General features: G+C 74.0%; 2 protein-coding genes. Both read right to left on the bottom strand.

The window, feature by feature from the left end; translation table 11 throughout:
• Positions 1–44 precede the first annotated feature (44 nt).
• The gene (locus ACWF94_RS37405; protein WP_453499212.1) at positions 45–1,562 is read right to left on the bottom strand and encodes an RICIN domain-containing protein; all 1,518 of its coding nucleotides are present in this window, start codon (positions 1,560–1,562) and stop codon (positions 45–47) included.
• 31 nt (positions 1,563–1,593) lie between these two features.
• A partial coding sequence (locus ACWF94_RS37400) for a BTAD domain-containing putative transcriptional regulator (protein WP_453499210.1) occupies positions 1,594–3,135 on the bottom strand: 1,542 nt, incomplete at its 5' end.

The following is a 3,135-nucleotide window of genomic DNA, read 5'->3' as shown; positions in this document are numbered from 1 at the left end:
CGTCTGGCCGGTCCGCCGGGGCCCGCTCGCGCGGTCCGGCCCGCTCAGGATCGGGTGAAGATCCATTCGTGGTTGTTCCGGCTCTCCTGCGCACAGGGCCAGATGAGCAGTTCGCGCCGGTTCTCGTCAGGGCCGTAGGCGTCCAGGCACATGTTGCGGCTGGCGGCGTTGCGTATCCAGAACTTCCCGTCCGCCCGCTTGTCCAGCCACCACAGCTGATTGTCCTTGGTGGTGCCGGTGCACCCGGCCTCCTTGACCCTGGTGTCGGGGCCGGACGGCTTGGTGCCGGGCAGATCCAGGCACCTGGCGTTCGAGACATTGCGGATCTGGAAGAGCGGCACCCCGCCGGGCCCGGCCGCGCCGTTGCGCTTCTCGACGTTCCACAGCTGGTTGTCGTCGCTGTTGCTGTTGCATGTGGACTGATGCACCGGCCCGTCCGGCCTGCCGCTCGCGGTGGGGATGTCGACGCAGGTGCTGTTCGTGTTGTTCTTGATCAGCACTCGGGTCAGGACGGCCGGAAGACTGGCCGCTGCCGCGCTCACCTTCTTCCGCGCCACCTCCTTCGGCTTGTTCGGCGCGTTACTGGGCTGGTGAGGCTGGACGGCATTCACGCCGGCTGTCGGCGCGGACGCCTTCTCCGGCGCCTTAGCCTTCGCCTTCGTCGAAGTCTCCGTGGGGGAGGGTGACTTCTTCGGCTTGGTCCCTGTGGGGGAGGGCTTCTCGGCGACGAAGGCACCCGCCGGTTCGCCTCCCTGGTCCAGGACGGTGTCGGTGGCAGAGGTCTTGACGACCTTCCCCTCCTCGTCGTCCTTCCCGGTCGCCATGACCAGCAGCGGAACGGCGATCAGGATGGCGCCCGCCATGGCGGCTCCGGCGAGCACGGGCTTCCGGGGGCGGCCGGACCCGCCCTCGTCGGAGTCGGGCGAGTCACCGCCGGCCCCTGCGGCGGCGGTCGCGGTGACTCCCTGGCCTTGCCCGGGGGCAGCGACGGCGGCGAGTCGCCGCGCGCCCGCCCCCTCCGCCGCGCCCCTGCCCTGCTCTTCCCCGGCCTCGCTGTTCCCGGCGGTCGCCTCGCCGGTCGCCGCGCTGCTGTTCCCGGCGGTCGCGTTCCCCACGCTGCCGTTCTCGGCGGACGCCCCACCGGTCGCCGCGCCGCCGTTCCTGCTCACCTCGCTGCTTTCCGCGCCGCTGGTTCCGCCGCTTGCCTCGCGGCTGTTCCCGGCGGTCGGACCGCCGCTCCCTGTGCCGCCGTTCCCGCCGGTCGCCGCGCCGCTCTTGGGATCCCGGGCCCTTTCGCCACGGGACTCCTCCGCGGCGGCGGCACCCGCGCCGCTTGCCGCCGCCCCGGTTTCCGGGCCACTTACCGCCTCGGTGGACCGGGCTCCCGCACCGGCACCGGCCGCCGGTTCGCTCGCCGCGGCCCCCGCCCCGCCCTCCGGGGCGGGGGTGGTCCGGGGCTTCCCGCCGCCGGTGAGGCTGGCCGCGATGGCCTCGGCGTCGGGCGCGTTGGCGCTCGCACCGCGGGCGGAGGACTCGCCCGGTACCTGTTGCTGGTCGGACATGTACTACTCCTTCGGCTCCGGAGGCGCTGCCTCAGGGCAGTGAGGGACATCGGGGAAAGGTGTCGGTGTTCCGTGGTGCTTGTCCAGCGCTCGGCTCAGTACCCGTGCCCCGGGGGACGGGTGGCGTCGCCGCCGGAGCCAGTGGGCCCGCCGCCCGCAGATGCCCGGCGAGCCGGGCCGGGCAGGTGTCGTCGCGGCCGGTCAGCGCGCGGGCCAGCGCGGCGTGCAGGAGTTGCCGCGCGGAGGGCGTGAGGGTGCCGAGCAGCACCTCGTGGACCAGTTCGGGAAGCCGGTAGTGACCGGCGGCCGGGTCACCGCCGTCCGGGTGCCAGACCAGCAGCTCGGCTGTGACGGCGGCGTCGACCAGCGGTGGCAGCAGGTCGCGCGGCACGCCCTGGACCTCGGTGAGCAGATCGAGGTCCAGACGTCCGCCGTCGACGGCTGTGTGGGTGAGGGCGGTACGGACCTGGGTGGACACCCTGGCCAGCCGGTCGTGGACGATGGTGCTCAACGGAGGAGGCACCCGGGAGCCCGGACCGCTCCGCTGATCCGGCGTCAGCTTCAAAAGCTCCGTCAGGGCGAAGGGGTTGCCGGCCCCGCGGCGGTGCAATGCCTCGGCCCCGGCCGGGTCCTCTCCGGCCGCCGCCAGCATTTCGCACACGTCCCCGGCGGTCAGTGGTTCCAGGTGCAGCCAGGCCGTGCCGCGCCGGGCAAGGTCCGCGAGCAGGCCGCTGACCTCCGGGGTACCGGTGTCGCGCAGGGTGCACACCACGGCCGCGGGGGTGTCCCGTGACAGCGCGGCGAGCCGTCGCAGCCGCCCGTAGGTCTCCTGAGTGGCCTCGTCCAGGTCGTCGACCAGACACAGCGTGGGCGCCCGGCCCAGCTCCCGGACGAGCGCTGCCACCGGCTCCGGCTCGGATGGGGACGCCGCGTTCGCTTCCCCTCCGGCGTTCCGCTGCCGCAGCAGGTCGAGGAGCTGGAGTACCGGGCACACGCCCGCCGACCGGCCGTCCGAGCCGACCCCGCCGCCGTCGACGCGGACGACGGGCAGCCCGGCCGCGGCGGCCCGTACGGCCAGTTCGTCCAGCAGCCGGGTCTTGCCGGTGCCCTCCGCACCGGAGACCACCGCCCACTGGGTGCTCCCCGCCGACGCCGCCCGAAGCAGCCCGTCGAGCTGCGCCGTCTCCTCGGCGCGCCCCACCAACGGCGGCAGGGCGGGTGGCCGCGGCACCGGGGCGGCGGTCAGGCGGTCCGGCACCCGGGGCCCCAGGTCGGAGCCCAGGACATCGATGTCGTGGCGCAGGATGGCCGTGTGCAGGTCCCGCAGTCCGGGGCTGGGGTCGAGGCCGAGTTCCCGCGCGAGCAGGGCGCGGAACCTCTCGTACTCCCGCAGCGATTCCACGGGCCGTCCGGCCGCGTACAGAGCGCGCATCAGCAATGCCCAGGATGCCTCACGCAGTGGAGCGTCGGTGGTGAGCCGGGTGGCAGCGGTCACGGCCCGCTCCAGGTCGCCCTGTTTGATGAGGATCGTGGTCCGCAGCTCCCGGGCGTCCTGGCGGGCGGCGTTGAGCCG

The sequence above is a fragment of the Streptomyces sp. NPDC055078 genome, assembly GCF_053607985.1.
Note: the sequence above shows the minus strand (reverse complement) of the source record. Positions and strands in the feature narration are given on the sequence as shown.